This window comes from Metabacillus sp. SLBN-84, assembly GCF_053629595.1.
The window spans coordinates 135978-151404 of the sequence record NZ_JBRJIP010000001.1 but is presented as its reverse complement, the minus strand read 5'-3'; the positions used below and the strand labels follow the sequence as shown (position 1 = coordinate 151404).

The window sequence follows — 15427 nt, the reverse complement described above, 5'->3', positions numbered from 1 at the left end:
ACCCCAATTTTTCTAATTAGTTTAATTTTATTAAACTTTTCCTTGAAATGGAAGAGCAGGATGCGTTATAATTTGTTTAATTAAATTAAACTTTTGATACTTGGAGGGTTTTTAATGGATGAAATAAGAAAATTAAAAATGGCAACCTACCATTTGTTCACCTTCACCATCAGCAAGCTCATCTCAACGTTCGGCGCACAGGTGTATGCCTTTGCGATCAGCTTCCACATCCTGCAGATCACGGGATCGGCCACAAGCTTTGCCGCAAACCTGCTCTGCAACATTCTGCCTCGGACGCTGATTTCACCCTTTGCAGGCTACGTCGCAGACAAATACTCACGGAAAAAAATCGTCATCCTCGCACAGATCTCGACCACCCTTGCCATCAGCGGACTTCTTTACGTCAGCCTGACACACGGACTTTCATTGACCGCCATCTACATCACAACCAGCATCCTTGCCATCGCATCCACCTTTTCTTCCGTCACGTTCTCGTCCTCCATCACCGGCTTAGTCGACGAAGCACGCATCCAGCGGGCCATGTCACTGAACCAGATGGCCATGTCCTTCGCCGCAATCGGCAGCCCGGCAGCCGGCGGATTGTTATATGGAGCCGTTTCAATGGAGACCTTTCTGATTATCTACATCGCCGCTTCCATCATAGCCGTACTTCTTGAATCCACCATGAATTTCACCCTTTTTGCAAAGCGCAAAGCCGAAGGAAAGACCAAAGAATCCATGTGGCAGAGCATGAAAGCAGGCGTAAGCTATTTGAAAACGAAACAGGTTCTCATGACCATGATCTGGCTCTGCCTCATCGTCAATTTCCTGTTCGGTGCCTTTGAGGTAGGCTACTCCTACGTCCTGATCGAAAAGCTGAACCTTGCCTCCCAGCATTTCGGATTTACCCAGGGAGCCTTCGCTGCCGGCATGCTCATCCTGTCGATCTACTTCTCAGTCCGAAAAGAAGTCAAGTACCCGTTTCTCGTCTCAAAACGCGGCATACTCGCCATCGGCTTCATCCTCGGAGCCACCGCGCTGCCGCTCATGATTGATTTATCCTACTGGGCCATCTTCACCTTTTATATGATTCTCATGTTCAGCTTCGGCGCCATGATTATCCTAATCAACACACCGATACAGGTCATGATGCAGAAAATGATCGAAGACGACTACAAAGGCCGCGTCTTCTCCCTTATTGAAACAATGGCCATGGCCCTCATGCCGCTCGGAATGATTCTATTCGGATTCCTGTACGACGCCGTACCGGGCCAGTACATCCTGCTTGCCTCGGCAGCAATTCTGCTCGGAGTGGTTGTTACCTTGGCAAGGCCGAGCGTGGTTAGGAAGGTGCACCCGGAGCTGGAAGAGGAAAGAAAGATAATGTCTGAGGCTGGATCAGCAGTATAATTTGAATGAAAAAAAGCCAAAAATAGGGGTCTATTTTTGGCTTTTATTGGGTGATTTCCGGTCAGTTTCAGGTTTCTATGCTTTTGTTATCCGTTAACTCCCGCAAGTTCGCGGGCATGATCTGCGAGGATACCCTCGTTCATGTAGAAGATGCGGTCAGCAAGGGCTTCAGCATCAGCAACGTCATGCGTGACAAGAATAGAGGTGATGCCCGTCTTCTTCAGCACATCCTTCAGCTCATCACGGATTTTTTCCTGCAGATCCGCATCCAGGTTACTGAACGGTTCATCGAGCAGAAGGAGGGAAGGTGCAGGCGCAAGCGCTCTTGCAAGGGCCACCCGCTGCTGCTGTCCTCCGCTCAGCTCGTAGGGATAGCGCTGTCTGTATTCTGCCATATTCACAAGCTCCAGCATTTCCTCCACACGTTCCTGCTTTTTCTTTCTGCTCATTTTCCGCAGTCCGTACTGGATGTTTTGGCCGACGGTCATATGGGGAAACAGGGCGTAATCCTGAAACACCACACCGATTCCGCGCTTCTCCGGCGCAACAAAGGTTGCAGGGTCAAACATGGTCTCTCCGTTCACCTCAAGGCTGCCCCCGGAAGGATTTTCAAGCCCGGCTATAATGCGCAGAAGCGTGCTCTTGCCGCTCCCGCTTTTCCCGAGAATCGATATGATCTCTCCTCGTTCGATTTCAATCTGAACGCGTTCAAGCGTATTGCGGTTTGCATGCTTATACTGAAACTGCAGGTCTTTGATCTGGATATACATCATTTTGCCTCCTTATCAAGTACGCGGTGAAAAAGAAAGATGCACAGTGCGCTGATGAGGATAATGATCAGAGAAGCAACGGAAGCCTCCTGAACACGCTCATCATTCGCATATTTAAACGCCTGTGTCGCAAGAGTTGCAAAGTTAAACGGCTGCAGGAACAACGTTAACGGCAGTTCTTTTAAAATGTCCACAAACACCAGAATAAATCCGCTGACGGCCGCGCCGCGCAGCAGAGGGAGGTCTATGCGGAAAAATGTTTTTAACGTTGAAGCTCCGAGCACATTAGATGTTTCCGAATACCGGTTTCCGATTTTCTCAAATCCGGCCTCGATGTTGTTAAAGCCGATTGCCAGAAACCTGATCACATACGCGAAAATCAGCATAACCAGTGTCGTCCTGAGCACAAACTCAGGCTTCAGTTCAAACTGGGCCAAAAACGATACAATGAACTGATCAAGCGAGATGAAAATCGTGATGATGGCAATAGCGATAGCCGCACCAGGTATGGAATAGCCGAGCGTCGTCACCCGTGAAATAAATTTCGTTCCAAGCCCGGGCTGCAGGCGGGTGTAATTCGAGATAATCAGCGCAATCACGATAATCAGGCAGGATGCGATTCCCGCAACGAACACGGAATTTTTCGCCAACACGAGAAATTCTGCGTTAAACACCTTCTCATACGTCCTGAATGCCCACTGCAGCAGCTGAAGCAGGGGAATGATGAACGTCAGGGTGAAAATGCCGAAGCAATAGGCGAAAACCCACCATGCTTTCGCGCCAGTAAGTACTTTTGGCTGAATCGGCCGGACCTTTGATGAAGGATCGTAAAATTTCTTCCTTCCTCTAAGAACCCGTTCCATCACCAGCACAATCATGACGAGGATCATCAGCGTGCCGGCAAGCTTCAGTGCCGAATCAAGGTCCATCATCCCGTACCACGTTTTAAAAATGGCGGTACTCACCGTCTGAATGCCGAAGTAGCTGGTCACCCCGTAATCGTTCAGCACCTCAAGGACAACGAGTGTAACACTGCCCACGATGGCTGCTCTTGAAATCGGCAGCGCAACACGGAAAAAAGCATCGATGTCGTTTCCGCCAAGCAGGCGGGCATTTTCCAGCACCGACGCCGACAAATTCTGAAAAAAGCTTCTCGTGATGGCATAAACGTATGGAAATAAAGTCACGGTGAAAACGAATACTGCCCCCGGAAGGCTCATCATATCAAAATAAGACTGGTTAACCTGTACATCAAACGAATTCCGCAAAGTAGTCTGGATGATTCCTGTATAGTTCAGCATGCCGTGAAATGTGTAGGCAGCGATATAAGGCGGAATCGCAAGCGGCAAAATCAATGCCCACTTCAGAAAATTCCGGAGCGGAAATTGGTAGATCGTAATCAGCCAAGCAAGGCTTGTTCCGATCAGCATGGTCGTCAAGGCGGTAAAAAAGACGATGATCACTGAATTTTGCAAGTAATCCTTTAACAAATACTCCCGGATATGCAGCCAGTTTTCGTTAGGTTCCGTCAAGAATTTTACGGCGATAATAATATTTGGTATGAAAATGATTGCGATTAAAAGTAAGCTTGCCAGTGCCCATCCCTTGTGGCGGACTCTTGACCAATGGAAACTCTTCACTGATGTCACATCCTTTGTTCATGAAACCGGTTACCCATTTCTTTTATCCATCTCCATTATAATGAAAATCATTATCAAATAGAATACCAAATTCATATAAAAAGAACCGAGGCACCTGTCTAGTGTGCCTCGGTTCATGATTTGTCCATATTTCAGCGTCTTATTTCCAGCCTACTTCGTTGAAAATGCGAATGGCTTCCTGCTGGTTTTCTCCAAGGACAGAAAGATTCACATCCTGCTCCTTGAAATCACCCCATGATTTAAGGAACTCAGAAGGCTCAACGTTTTTGTTTACAGGATATTCATAGTTTGCTTCCGCAAATTGGCCCTGTGCTTCTTCGCTGCTCAGGAATTCAATGAACTTCACAGCATTTTCTTTGTTTTTAGCGTTCTTCGTAACACCTGCGCCGCTTACATTAATATGTGTACCTGTTGTATCTTGGTTAGGGAAGAACACACCTACGTTTTCAGCAACTTTGCGTTCTTCTTCATCTTCACCATTTGCCATAACGCCTAAGTAGTACGTGTTCATGATTGCAACATCCGCTTCACCGGCCACTACTGCTTTAGCCTGATCACGGTCGCCTCCCTCAGGATCACGGGCCATGTTTCCTTTGATGCCTGCAGCCCATTCCTTCGCTTTATCAGCACCCATCACATCAATGAATGATGCTAAAAGGGACATATTGTACATATTCTCAGAAGATCTCACGACTACGCGGTCCTTCCATTCAGGCTCTGTTAAAGCCTCATACGTTGACAGCTCTTCCGGTTTCACGCGGTCCTTCGCATACACAATGACACGTGCACGCTTTGTTAAACCAAACCACTGATTGTCAGCATCACGAAGTTTTTCAGGGATGTTTTCAGCAAGAACGTCGCTCTCAACAGCCTGAAGCAACTCGCGGTCCTTTGCCTGATAAAGGTTTCCGGCATCTGCCGTGATGTAGACATCCGCTTCCGTTGCTTCACCTTCCATGCTCAGGCGCTCCATCAGCTCATCGCCTTCGCCTTCAACAACATTGACTTTAATGCCTGTTTCTTCTTCGAACTTCTTATAAAGCTCCTGATCTGCCTCATAATGACGGCTTGTATAAACGTTCACTTCACCGGATTCTTCCGTTTTTTCTTTACCTGCCGATTCTTTTTGCTCATTATTTTTGTCCGTACTGCTCACGCAGCCAGTTAAGGCCAGTACCAGTACAAGCATGAAACTGATCATAAGACTGAACTTTTTCACTGTTGACACTCCCCTATGTATTAATTGCAATTGATAGTCAATCTCAATTGTAACCGAAATCATTTTTATGTCAATATTCTTTTTTCATATACATGAATAAACCTTCTGTTAGAGGGTGAATGCCTGAACCGTTGGGAAGAAAGGAGGGATAGTTTTATTCCAATTGAATCGTCGAAGACAGCAAAAAAGCGGACCTGCCCAGCAGGTAGGTAAGTCCGCTTTTTTTCTATTTATAATGATTAATCGGCCCGGCATCCATAACAACTTCGACCATACCGGATGCACCCATTCTAAGCTTGGGCCTGTGCTCTGAGTTCGGCAAGCTGTAAAGCTCCAGCGGACTGATAATCACGCCATCAGGTGTATTGTGCAGAATACCCGGCACGCACGTATAAATCCTGTCGTTGTCATTGGCATTCTTGGCGGAAATCGTAACGGAGGTCCCGTTATGGTTGTCGATGCTCATCGACACCTTGTATCTGTAGAAAGAACCGGTTCCGTTGGACTGGGCAGAATAAACGACTGGCACGACGGCAAGGATGTCGTTTGTCAGCCTTAGTTTAATCACCTCTGTCTTCGTTGAAAAGCTGTTGCGCCCGACATCTCCCATATGCTCCACAGCTCCGCCTGCGAACTTTCTGAGCGGAAGGACCCCTGCAGCTCCAAACATCGCGACATCGACCTGCCTGCCGTCCTTCGTGTAAACGAGCGCATAGATATCATAATCCGTCCCCGTCTTCCAGGACACCGTAGCCGTAATTTCCGGCGTCTTTTCAATCATGACCGGCTTCTGGCCTTTGTCGAGATTGATCTTGCCCTTTACCTTTTCAAGAACGATTTTCTTCTCAGGAGCAGGCGGCGCCTTTACAGGTTCTTTGACGGGCTGAGTTTTAACAGCTTTTGGAGGCACAGTTTGCTCCTCCGGCTCCACTTCCACACCGAAATTCCTGCACAGTCCTTCAAGGCCCGAATCAAACCCGCGCCAGATGGACTTCGCCTTCGTCTGGCCGTTCCTCACATACAGCTCCAGCACCACGATCCCATTTTCCTTTGAAAAGCTGGAAGGCGTTAGCTCGATCACCGTATCACCTGAACGCACCTGGGCTTTTATATTCCGCACATTCGCAAACCCCGTGTGGTTGTCCTCTGTCAGCGTAATGGCAATCTTGCTGATTCCGGCAGGCGCTTTGCTCAAATCAAACTGAAGGTTATGTATGACCGTATTCCCCACATTCTCAGACGGAAGCAGCGTCGCAACACCGGCAGGACCATTCGGCTGATTGTAAAAGATAATTCCGCTGTCCCCCTGCACTTTATCTGTATCTGTTAAAAGGAAAGCGGTTAACGAAATATCAATCGTATTTGACCGATCAAAACTCACCCTTACAAAGCCTTTTGGAGAGCTTAAGACGGTATTTCCGCCCATTTGCAGCATGGCGTTCATTTATGACCACTCCTTGTTTTTCTATTCATCTATTATTATCTGAAAATCACTGCAGAAAAGACTTCTGCGTACAGCTTGATTGTCTATCATTCCAATGTAAATTATACCATTTTATTGAAATAACGAGGGTAAAAACTACTAGAAAATGAAAAAACATCTGCAAAGAAACTCTGCTAATAGGTAGATGAAACTTTTGACCTATGCAACGTAAGAATTCAACCTATCATTACCAAACGTTTCTTTCCGTTCGCAAAGCGCATCTGTGTTATCATAATTAAATTGTTTATTGCGCAAGTTCATCTAAGAAGGAAGGTCATTATGAACACTACAGAATTGACTGAGCGGCACTGGCTGCTTATTTTAACACTTTCACTCTTAACATTTGTCCTTGGCACGAGCGAATTTGTTATCGTCGGGATCCTGACCGACATTTCCTCGAGTCTTGGAATAACCAATTCACAGGCCGGCACACTTGTTTCCGCCTTTGCGATCACATTTGCCGTGGCCACACCGCTCGTCATGTCAGCAACAAGCCATTTTTCAAAGCGCAAATGGATGCTGTTTTTAATCAGTGCGTTCATCATGCTGAATGCGCTGTGCATTATTTCATCCAGCTATATCGTGCTACTTGTGCTCAGAATGCTGACGGCCATTGTCACAGGGGTTCTCATTTCGCTTGCCATGATGGTTGCCAGTGAAACGATGCCGGCCGCAAAACGCAGCCTTGCCATCTCCTTTGTATTTGGCGGGTTTACCCTTGCAAACGTCGTTGGCGTCCCACTTGGCACGCTGATCGCCGGCTGGTTCAACTGGAATGCAACGTTTATGCTGACAACTCTTCTCGGAGGAATTGCCTTTTTAGCCGCTTTCTTCGTCTTGCCTGATCTTCAGAAGCAAGCCCGAAGTTCGATGCGTGATCAATTCTCATTATTGACGCACCCGAGAATCTTAATGGCCTTTTTCATCCCGTCTCTTGGATTTGGAGCAACGTATGCCGTCTTTACGTATCTCGTCCCAATCCTGAAGCAGATGGAAGCGCCAGGCGGCTCCATCAGCCTGATTCTGTTCGGCTACGGATTCATCTCAATTTTCAGCAACATACTCGCCGGCAAAATCGCGAGCCGCAACGCTATCGGGCGACTCAGATTTGTTTTTCTCATCCAGGCCCTTGTCCTGATCAGTTTATACTGGACAACCAATCAGTTCACGCTCGGTTTAATTAATATCGGCCTCATGTCCCTGATGGCCATCCTGTTAACCACATCCACCCAGCTTTACCTAATCGACCTTGCCGGCATCTACCAGCCAAAAGCAACAGGCCTTGCCGCCTCCCTCATGCCTGTCGCAAGCAACGTCGGCATCGCATTCGGCTCCGCGCTGGGCGGAATCGTCTACCATCAGGGAGAGCTGATGAATGTAACGTGGGTAGGAGGAATTGTTGCCCTCGCCGCAAGTCTATTGACGTTCCTTAGCTATCGGTTGGATCAGAAGCAGAAAGAAACGGTTAGCGGTGAGAAGCTGCGGACGGGTTGAAGGATTTATGTATAGACAAAATAAAAAGAAGTACCAAGAACGTTGAATGTTCTTTGGTGCTTCTTTTTGATTACTTGATTGATTTTGATCGAAGCAAATCTTCATTTCCCAATACATTCCCCATATAATTTTTACCCCATTCGTACATGGAGTCTAATATCGGCATAAGTGTTTCACCTTGTTCAGTCAGTGAATATTCCACTTTCGGGGGAACAACAGGATAGACCTCGCGTTTAACGATAAGATCTTCCTCAAGCTCCCTGAGCTGATTCACTAACATTCTTTGGGTAATGCCGGGGATAAGAGATTTCAATTCACCAAATCGTTTCGTGCCTTCTTTCCCCAAATGCCACAGTATAAGCATTTTCCATTTTCCGCCGATGACAGACAGAGTCAGTTCTTTCTCACAGTTAAACAATTTATCTTGTGTGCGGGACATGTGGTGCACCTCCGTTAGTTGAATAATACATACTATATCACACAGTATACTTTTTAACACTATGTAATGTTTTTATCACTATGTAAAAATAAAGTGCGTACTTTTAATTACATGTCATATTCGTTAAACTTACATCTACAGTCCTTATTCAGCCAGCAAGTAGATAAGGACTCTTAACAAATCGTCACCAAAAAATCCAGTAGGAGTGATATACATGCAATTACAGCTAGCATTAGACTTAGTGAATATCCCAGAAGCTATTCAACTAGTTAAAGAAGTAGAGGAACACATTGATATCGTAGAAATCGGAACTCCTGTCGTCATTAATGAGGGACTTCGCGCCGTAAAAGAAGTAAAAGAAGCATTTCCACACTTAAAAGTATTAGCAGATTTAAAAATTATGGATGCAGCGGGCTATGAAGTGATGAAGGCTTCTGAAGCCGGTGCAGATATTGTTACTATTCTTGGCGCTGCAGAGGACATGTCCATTAAAGGTGCTGTAGATGAAGCCAAAAAACAAGGAAAAAAAATCCTTGTAGACATGATTGCTGTAAAGGATCTTGCGGAACGCGCAAAGCAGGTTGATGAAATGGGTGTAGATTACATTTGTGTTCACACTGGTTATGATCTTCAGGCAGTCGGAAAAAATTCTTTCGAAGACCTTCAAACAATCAAAAATGTCGTTAAACAGGCAAAAACAGCCATTGCCGGCGGAATCAAGCTGGAAACATTGCCGGAAGTGATTAAGGCTCAGCCGGATCTTGTCATTGTCGGCGGGGGAATTACCGGTAAAGAAGATAAGAAAGCGGCAGCTGCCCAAATGCAGGAAATGGTGAAACAGGGGCAACAATAATGCAGACATCACGCTTTTTAGCCAAAATAATAGAAGAGCTCAGCCAATCCGTACAGTTGATTTCTGATGAAGAAGCCGAAAAGCTGTTAACCGGCATCCTTGGCTCCAAAAAGGTCTTTGTTGCCGGAGCCGGGAGATCCGGCTTTATGGCCAAATCCTTTGCCATGCGGATGATGCATATGGGCATAGATGCATACGTCATAGGTGAAACAGTGACCCCCAATTTTGAAAAGGATGATCTTTTGATCATTGGTTCTGGATCTGGAGAAACAAAAAGTTTAGTACCCCTTGCACAAAAAGCCACTGCCATTGGCGGAAAAATAGCCGCGGTTACCTTATTTCCAGACTCGACCATCGGTAAACTTGCCGATATAACCGTCACCTTGCCCGGCTCACCCAAGGATCAAACAGAATCAGAGTATAAAACCATTCAGCCTATGGGCTCACTGTTTGAACAAACCCTTTTACTTTTTTATGATGCGATGATCTTGCGGTTCATGGAGAAAAAGGGACTAGATACCGATAAAATGTATGGCAAACACGCTAATTTGGAATAGATGTGATAACGTCTTAGGCAGAGATATAAAAGAGTTCCAGAACTCTTTTGTCTCCGCCTAAGATTATTATTATCTTTACTGGGAGTGAATCGTTATGGCTTCAATAAAAGGAAAAGCAGCATTAATTACAGGAGCAGGAAGAGGCATTGGGCGATCGACTGCCATCGCTTTGGCTAAAGAAGGCGTAAACCTCGGCCTGCTGGGACTGAACCCGGACAACCTTGAAAAAGTGAAAACCGAATTACAGGAATACGATATCAAGGTTTCAATCGCATCTGGTGACGTTGCTGACCTTGAATCAGTCACACAGGCTGTCGAGCACATCAAATCCGAACTTGGATCCATCGACATTCTCATCAACAATGCAGGAATTGCTCAATTCGGCGGTTTTCTTGAGTTATCACCTGAAGAATGGGAAAAAATAATACGTGTAAATGTAATGGGCGTCTACAATGTCACACGTGCTGTTCTCCCTGAAATGATCGAAAGAAAAACAGGCGATATCGTGAATATCTCATCCTCTGCCGGTCAAAAAGGAGCACCTGTCACCAGCGCCTACAGCGCTTCAAAATTCGCAGTATTAGGGTTGACTGAATCCTTAATGCTGGAAGTACGCAAACACAATATCCGTGTGACAGCACTAACTCCAAGCACAGTAGCCACTGATTTAGCCTATGATGCCAACCTGATCAATGGAGATCCGGAAAGGGTCATGCATCCAGAGGATCTGGCTGAACTCCTTGTTTCCGGATTAAAACTAAACCGCAGAGTATTCGTAAAAACAGCTGGGTTATGGTCGACGAATCCATAAAATAGGTATATTAAATAAAGGATAGATGAACAGAGTATTTCTGTTTTGATCTATCCTTTATCTATTTATCCTTTTATCATGCCAATGTCACCTTTGAACTGAAACAGCATACACAGCCTTTACGGATCTGTATCAATTCTGTTATTGATTTTCTTTCTAAAAGACACGGCGCTTCATTCACTGTAATTCTTATAATTCCCCGTCTATACTCCGTTTGAATTTATAGCTGTTGAAATGCAGGATTTGAACGTTGACCTTCACCTCTGTGAGAGATTCCTGATCAAGATAAAAGGTGCGGTTTTCCTTTAATTTTTGATATTGCTTTGGGTGCTTTCTGTACCATTTCTCCCCTGCATTCAGGATATCCAGCTTGTTTTCCACGCCTTCATCGTAGATGGATTCAATCTTTGCTTTTATATCTTCTTCTATCTGCTTTTTCAAAGAATTCAATGTGAGGTCCTTCTGTATTTTTTCCAGGAGATCCGCACTGACGGAAACTTCTATGGAGAACGCTGGTTTCTCTGCTGTTTCATCGTACTTTATTTTCATCTTCGGCTCCCCAAGCCTGACTGCAGCTGCAAGCTTACCCGCCTCTTCGACCCTCTGATCAATAGATATTCCCTTTTCCGTCAGCCAATTTATGATGACTGCATGCTCTAAAGGAATGTCTTTTTTATACTCCTGGTGCTGAAAGGCGGAAAATCCATTGAGGTATAAGACCGGATATTCCTGATTGGCCTTCCAGCTGCCTTCATCAATTTTTACAGACGGAATTTTTGCCGTACCCATCGGCTCATAATAGTCACGAAGGAAATTCATCATCGTAATCGCTTTTAATTCATTCTGTGCCAATTGATTGATCTTCGCTTTGAAAAGAACTGTGTAAACTGCAGGATAGTTGAAAAGAGCCGGCAAATTGAAGACATCCTCGATTTTCTCTTCTGTTGTAAATACTCTCATGGTAGGACGCAGGGAACGGTTTCTTCCGATTTCCTCCAGTACTTCGCCTGCCTTGCTTTGGATGAGACGGTTCGTTAAAACCAGCGTACTTACATGCCCGAAGTAAAGCGGCGGTTCGGATTTTCCGTAAAGCTTGCTTACGGCCATATTCAGCGTTTCTCCTCTTCCCGTAGCGATAAAAATTGGGACAGGATCCACTGATTTCGCGCCCTCCTGCTTGGCGACATTGGCAAAATTCAGCCCCTGAAGGTATACGACATATTCTTCCTCTGCCTCATCATAGTCCATCCCGATTGCCACAATATAGGTAAGATCCTGGATATTCTTTACCCCTGAACATCCTGTAAGAAATAGGATGCAGCTGAGAATAAAGAGTGCAGCCTTGCCCATTATGACTGGTCCCCCCTTGTGGAATCGTTCGGACTGGTGGAGGACGTTCGTGATTTATAAAATTGGATCGGCGCCCTAAGGAATGACTTGATGCCCTCTTTCAAACTGATAGGAGCCAGTGAACCGAAGTATGGCGTGCCAAAGGACGTCAGGGTAGAAAAATAAAAGACAGTTAGAATAAACCCTAACACGACACCGAACAATCCCAGGAAAGTACTAAGAAAGATTGCTCCAAATCTGATGATGGTGATGGCAGAACTAAGCGATTGATTCACCAGTGTAAAGGAGGAAATATAGGTGATCGCCGCAACGACAAGCATAGTCGGCGAGGTCAGGCCTGCTCTAATTGCAGCATCTCCCACAATCAAGCCCCCGAGAACGGCAACCGTCTGTCCAATTGCACGCGGAAGACGCACTCCTGCTTCATTAAACAGTTCAAAAAGAAAAAGAATGACAAACATTTCAATGGGTGCCGATAAAGGCAGGCCGAACCGTGAGACAGAGATAGTGGCCACAAGAAGATAGGGAATCTGCTCAATGTTAAAGGCGGAGAACGCAATCCAGATGCTCGGCAGAAAGCCGGATACCGTAATGCCTATGACTCTGATGATTCTCTCCAATGACACATAAGCATAGTTGATATACGTGTCTTCAGGAGATTTCGTCTGCAGCAGCAAATTGATTGGCGCATAGGAGACTGTAGGATTCCCGTCGACTAAAAGGGCAAATCTGCCCTGGTTCATAGCCTGTACGATAAAATCCGGCCTCCCCGTATAGTCCATAGTAGGAAAGACGGAATAAGGAGTATCCCGGATCGCGGATTCTAATTCATAAATACTTGTTAAAAGATCCAATTCAACCCCATTCAATCGTTTACGAACTTCATCGAGAACGTTTGGATCAATGACATCACCCAGGTACATGAGGGCCACTTTTGTGTTGCTTCTTTTTCCGATTGTAAACTTCTCAAGGCAAAGGGAAGTTGTATTAAGCCTTCTTCTGATTAAGGAGATGTTCGTTCTGATATCCTCTACAAACCCATCCTTTGGGCCTCTAATGGATGTCTCCAGTGACGATTCCTCCGGCTGGCGCTTCGGGAAATCCCCTGCCTGGATGCTTAAAAGCCTCTCTTCAATCAGAAACAGCACATTCCCTTCAAAAAGCAGCTGAGACAGTTCTTCTGCCGACTGACAGGTAACATCCTCCGCCTGAAATCGCGCCTTGATTGTCTTTTCTATCGTTCCTTCATGGACCTCTCCAAGCTTCGGCAGGATCGATTGATTCATAAAATGGCTGTCAATTAAGGTATCCAGATAAATAAGTTGGAAGCTGCCGATATCCGTCTCATGCCGCTTCCAGACAAGATCCTGACTTTTCGAGAATTTCCCCTTAAGTCCCGCTGCTTTCTCTGCCGTGCTCACCTCACCCTGAGGAGTCGATCCTTGTGTCATTGCCATGCTTTTCATCCCTTTTTTTGATTACAAATATGAGTAGCGCTGATAGTAGTATCTGGATTAAAAAGAATGCCATGCATACAGGCAAAAAGTAATGATAAATGACTTGAGAAAAGGTATAGGTATCCGCTTCAATCATGATTGCGGCAAATAAGAGCAAATACATGATCATGACAAGCTTGGCATTCAGCCTGTAATGGTGTTTTTTCTTTGTAAAAAAAGCACCAAGCAAATACATGAACAGGCCTATACGGATGACAGCCCCGCTCAGCCACTGATACAAAGCAAAAAAATCGAGATGGGAAATGTATTCCCCGATCTTCAGGATCCGCCACTGTTCATAGGCCGGATAGCGGTACGTGACTGCTTCTGTCGGACCAAATTCCATAATGGCGGCAGTGAGAGGACCGAGAATCAAGCCAATCAGAATGATCAGAAGCACAAGCAGCTGGCCAAACTTAATCCTTGCCTGGGAGAAGGGCTGCAGGAGGATGACAAGATAGATTTCAAGCAGGCCTGACAATGTGTAGATTCCCCCTTTTATAACAGGCTCATAGCCATCTGCGAGTAAAGGAAACAGAAGCTGCGGGTCCTTCACACTGGTGTTTGTAATGGCTATGAAAATGCCAAAAAGAATGACCAGCGGCAGAAGAAAGCCGCTTGCTATCGCCATCGTTTTTATTCCAGCCCAAGTAACGGCACAACAGACAATAATGAGCATGATATTGATCAATAACAATGAAGCATCCGCGAGAAAATAAGCGTTCAGCCATAAAACAAGATCTTTAAAGGTTAAATACGAACTGCAAAACAAAAAAAGAACGACCGGAAGCGATAAAAGGGCGGATAATACCTTGCCGAACCGGTTCCTGACCATACTGAAAAAACCTTCATCCGGACAATTTTTAACAATGTAAGAAACAAGCCATAAAAAGAATAAGGCCACCGGACAGCACAAAAGAACACTCAACCAGCTGTCCCTTCCTGAAGCGGTCAGCAAATTAGGAATGAGAATGACGTGATTAAGAAGACCAGTGGATAAGATCAGGAGCGTAAACAGCTGTCTCGGTATAAGGATTTTCGTTAGACTTTGCATAGGCATCTCCAGGCTGTATAGATTTACCTTTTTATGGTTGCCGGAGGATTGGTTTATTATGTAAAAAAGAAGGACCAAGAACGCTGGGGGGTTCTTGGTCCTTCTTTTTAAATCGTGATCTTTGAATAAACCATACATACATTTCCTGTATTTAAGTAGTTATAAAATCATACGATGTCCTTACACCATACTGATGAGAAAACATATGCTAAACCTAAAAATGACAACAGGGAGGGAATTGCTCACCGTGTATGTATACAACAGAAATCCATTCTATTATGCTCCCGCCGGGACAAATCATATAGCAGGTCATGCAAACCTTTATAGACAAATCGAAAATTTCGGTGCTAAAGGAGCACTAAATGCAGCAACGCTGTCTTTTCCTCAAATGCTGACTTATGCTCTTCAGGACGAATATCTGGCTCAAGCAAGATACAACAATATTCTAGGGACATTTGGATATATCCCTACATTTGCACGGATCAAAGAAGCAGAACTGAGACACATAAGCGCCTTACTGCCACTCTTTGAACGCTATCAGGTTCCTATACCTGAGGATATATCACAGTCATTCGTGACAACGCCACCAAACATTAAAGCAGCCTATGCAGCTGGAGTTCAAGGGGAAATCGACAATATCGGCATGTACAATAGATTCCTGACTTTCGATATCCCAAGTGATGCGAGACTGGTTTTTACTCAATTGAGAGATGCTTCGCTTAATCATTTGGCTGCTTTTGAGAGAGGGGTTGGGAGGAGGTATCAAGAACCTTTATCCTATTTTTAAGAATTCATATGGGATATTTGTAGTCTGACTTACAATCAACAAA

13 protein-coding genes and 1 pseudogene are annotated in these 15427 nt (G+C 45.2%); 6 read left to right on the top strand and 8 right to left on the bottom strand.

What is annotated here, in order from left to right; translation table 11 throughout:
• Positions 1–114 precede the first annotated feature (114 nt).
• Positions 115–1410 (top strand): MFS transporter, encoded by a 1296-nt coding sequence (locus RKD52_RS00765; RefSeq protein ID WP_454098265.1) that lies wholly within the window; start codon positions 115–117, stop codon positions 1408–1410.
• Between the two features lie 86 nt (positions 1411–1496).
• On the opposite strand, the gene RKD52_RS00760 is transcribed toward RKD52_RS00765, so the two are convergent.
• The 4 genes from RKD52_RS00760 to RKD52_RS00745 form a co-directional block, all read right to left on the bottom strand.
• Positions 1497–2180 carry an ABC transporter ATP-binding protein gene (locus tag RKD52_RS00760; protein WP_454101112.1) on the bottom strand — a complete coding sequence of 228 codons (684 nt, stop codon included), beginning with the start codon at positions 2178–2180 and terminating at the stop codon, positions 1497–1499.
• The gene (locus RKD52_RS00755) at positions 2180–3820 is read right to left on the bottom strand and encodes an ABC transporter permease (RefSeq protein ID WP_454098264.1); all 1641 of its coding nucleotides are present in this window, start codon (positions 3818–3820) and stop codon (positions 2180–2182) included. Before RKD52_RS00755 ends, RKD52_RS00760 begins: the two co-directional genes overlap by 1 nt.
• A 160-nt stretch (positions 3821–3980) precedes the next feature.
• Positions 3981–5060, bottom strand: a complete 1080-nt coding sequence (locus RKD52_RS00750; RefSeq protein ID WP_454098263.1) for a Fe(3+) ABC transporter substrate-binding protein — start codon at positions 5058–5060, stop codon at positions 3981–3983.
• Positions 5061–5286: 226 nt separating this feature from the next.
• Complete coding sequence (locus RKD52_RS00745) at positions 5287–6504, bottom strand: TerD family protein (RefSeq protein WP_454098262.1); 1218 nt, start codon at positions 6502–6504, stop codon at positions 5287–5289.
• Positions 6505–6822: 318 nt separating this feature from the next.
• Between RKD52_RS00745 and RKD52_RS00740 the strand changes: the two genes are divergently transcribed.
• On the top strand, positions 6823–8037 hold the full coding sequence (locus RKD52_RS00740) for an MFS transporter (RefSeq protein ID WP_454098261.1): 1215 nt from the start codon (positions 6823–6825) through the stop codon (positions 8035–8037).
• Between the two features lie 70 nt (positions 8038–8107).
• On the opposite strand, the gene RKD52_RS00735 is transcribed toward RKD52_RS00740, so the two are convergent.
• A complete protein-coding gene (locus RKD52_RS00735) occupies positions 8108–8476 on the bottom strand; it encodes a winged helix-turn-helix transcriptional regulator (protein WP_454098260.1) in 369 nt (122 codons plus the stop codon).
• Between the two features lie 214 nt (positions 8477–8690).
• Here RKD52_RS00735 and hxlA point away from each other — a divergent pair, with 214 nt between their 5' ends.
• The 3 genes from hxlA to RKD52_RS00720 all read left to right on the top strand — a co-directional run bounded on the left by hxlA (position 8691) and on the right by RKD52_RS00720 (position 10697).
• On the top strand, positions 8691–9329 hold the full coding sequence (gene hxlA / locus RKD52_RS00730) for a 3-hexulose-6-phosphate synthase (protein WP_454098259.1): 639 nt from the start codon (positions 8691–8693) through the stop codon (positions 9327–9329).
• On the top strand, positions 9329–9886 hold the full coding sequence (hxlB, locus tag RKD52_RS00725; RefSeq protein WP_454098258.1) for a 6-phospho-3-hexuloisomerase: 558 nt from the start codon (positions 9329–9331) through the stop codon (positions 9884–9886). Before hxlA ends, hxlB begins: the two co-directional genes overlap by 1 nt.
• A gap of 94 nt (positions 9887–9980) precedes the next feature.
• Entirely contained in the window at positions 9981–10697 is a 717-nt protein-coding gene (locus tag RKD52_RS00720) for a 3-ketoacyl-ACP reductase (protein ID WP_029282993.1), read from the top strand.
• A 189-nt stretch (positions 10698–10886) separates the two neighbouring features.
• On the opposite strand, the gene RKD52_RS00715 is transcribed toward RKD52_RS00720, so the two are convergent.
• The 3 genes from RKD52_RS00715 to RKD52_RS00705 are packed head-to-tail and all read right to left on the bottom strand — an operon-like array spanning position 10887 to position 14597.
• Positions 10887–12047, bottom strand: coding sequence for a Ger(x)C family spore germination protein (locus RKD52_RS00715; protein WP_454098257.1), 1161 nt, complete (start codon positions 12045–12047; stop codon positions 10887–10889).
• Positions 12047–13504, bottom strand: a complete 1458-nt coding sequence (locus RKD52_RS00710; protein WP_454098256.1) for a spore germination protein — start codon at positions 13502–13504, stop codon at positions 12047–12049. Before RKD52_RS00710 ends, RKD52_RS00715 begins: the two co-directional genes overlap by 1 nt.
• A complete protein-coding gene (locus tag RKD52_RS00705; RefSeq protein WP_454098255.1) occupies positions 13470–14597 on the bottom strand; it encodes a GerAB/ArcD/ProY family transporter in 1128 nt (375 codons plus the stop codon). Before RKD52_RS00705 ends, RKD52_RS00710 begins: the two co-directional genes overlap by 35 nt.
• Positions 14598–14922: 325 nt before the next feature.
• On the opposite strand from RKD52_RS00705, the pseudogene RKD52_RS00700 reads away from it, so the two are divergent.
• Positions 14923–15384: pseudogene (locus tag RKD52_RS00700) on the top strand (ferritin-like domain-containing protein); the annotation flags it as partial.
• Positions 15385–15427 lie beyond the last annotated feature (43 nt).